We start from the raw sequence: 1,435 nt of genomic DNA, 5'->3' as shown, positions 1-1,435 counted from the left end.
GTCCCGATTTCTCACCACGCTGTCCCATCATGAGTCGCTATCCGATGCCTGAGATGCTCCCTTGTCCCCGCTGGCGCGCTGCGCTGGCCGCCTGCCTGATGCTGGTGAGCTGCCTGACCTTGACGCTGCAGTCGGCGCAGGCCGATCGCATCAAGGACCTCGCCCAGGTGCGCGGCGTGCGCGACAACCCGCTGGTCGGCTACGGCCTGGTGGTGGGGCTGGATGGCAGTGGGGACCAGACCACCCAGGCGCCGTTCACCGGCCAGAGTCTGACCAACATGCTCTCCCAGCTGGGCGTGACGGTGCCGTCGGGCACCAACATGCAGCTCAAGAACGTGGCGGCGGTCATGGTCACCGCCAGCCTGCCGGCCTTCGCAAGCTCCGGTCAGCCCATCGATGTCGTGGTGTCGTCGCTGGGCAATGCCAAGAGTCTGCGCGGTGGCACCCTGTTGATGACGCCGCTCAAGGGCGTGGATGGCCAGGTCTACGCGCTGGCGCAGGGCAATCTGATCATCGGTGGCGCCGGTGCCTCGGCCGGCGGTTCCAGCGTGCAGGTCAACCAGCTCACGGCCGGGCGCATTCCCAGTGGCGCGACGGTGGAGCGCGGCGTGCCGACGCGTCTCGGGGATGAGAATGGCGTGATCCATCTCGACCTGTTCGAGGGCGATTTCAATCATGCCCAGAACGTCGCCAGCGCCATCAATCGCAACTTCGGCGGCTCGCTGGCCTCGCCGCTCAGCAGCCGCGATATCGTGGTGCAGGCGCCGCGTGACCTCAGTCAGCGTGTCGGGTTCATCGCCAGACTCGAGAACATCGAGGTCGCCCTGGGCGTGCCGCGTGCGCGTGTGGTGGTCAATGCGCGGACCGGCTCGGTGGTGATGAACTCCGAAGTGCGCCTGGCGCGCGCCGCGGTCACCCACGGCAACCTGTCGGTGGTGATCGACGCCAATCCGGTGATCAGCCAGCCTGCGCCGCTGTCCCAGGGGCAGACGGCAGTGGTCAACGACCCCGATATCAGCGTGAATCAGCAGGGCGGTGCGCTGCGCATGGTCGAGGGGACTGCCAGTCTGCAGGAGGTCGTCGATGGCCTGAATGCGCTGGGCGCCACGCCGCAGGACCTGGTCTCGATTCTGGAAGCGCTCAAGGCAGCCGGTGCGCTGCGTGCTGATCTCGAGGTGATCTGATGAGTGTGCTTGGTAGCGGTGCCAACGTGGATGCCGGTCGTCTGGCCTTCGATACCCAGGGTCTGGCGAGTCTCAAGGGGGCGGCCAGCAGTGGCGGCGAGCGTCAGCAGGAGGCGCTGGAGGAGAGTGCGCGCCAATTCGAGGCCTTGATGCTCAACATGATGCTCAAGCAGATGCGCTCGGCGACCGAGAACTCAGCGCTGACCGGCTCCCAGCAGCAAGAGATGATGACCTCGATGCTGGACCAGCAG

2 protein-coding genes are annotated in these 1,435 nt (G+C 66.4%); both read left to right on the top strand.

The features are described 5' to 3' along the window. Positions 1-53 precede the first annotated feature (53 nt). Positions 54-1,184, top strand: a complete 1,131-nt coding sequence (locus AC4FAH_RS13710; protein ID WP_490246227.1) for a flagellar basal body P-ring protein FlgI — start codon at positions 54-56, stop codon at positions 1,182-1,184. Continuing rightward, positions 1,184-1,435, top strand: a 252-nt coding sequence (locus tag AC4FAH_RS13705; protein ID WP_490246226.1) for a rod-binding protein, incomplete at its 3' end; no start/stop codon positions are given. The genes AC4FAH_RS13710 and AC4FAH_RS13705, both read left to right, overlap by 1 nt.

Source organism: Cobetia sp., from assembly GCF_983723665.1.
Note: the sequence above shows the minus strand (reverse complement) of the source record. Positions and strands in the feature narration are given on the sequence as shown.

Bases quoted from the DNA above. Each gene is read 5' to 3' on its own strand.
- AC4FAH_RS13710 (WP_490246227.1), top strand. From the start codon at position 54: ATGCTCCCTTGTCCCCGCTGGCGCGCTGCGCTGGCCGCCTGCCTGATG.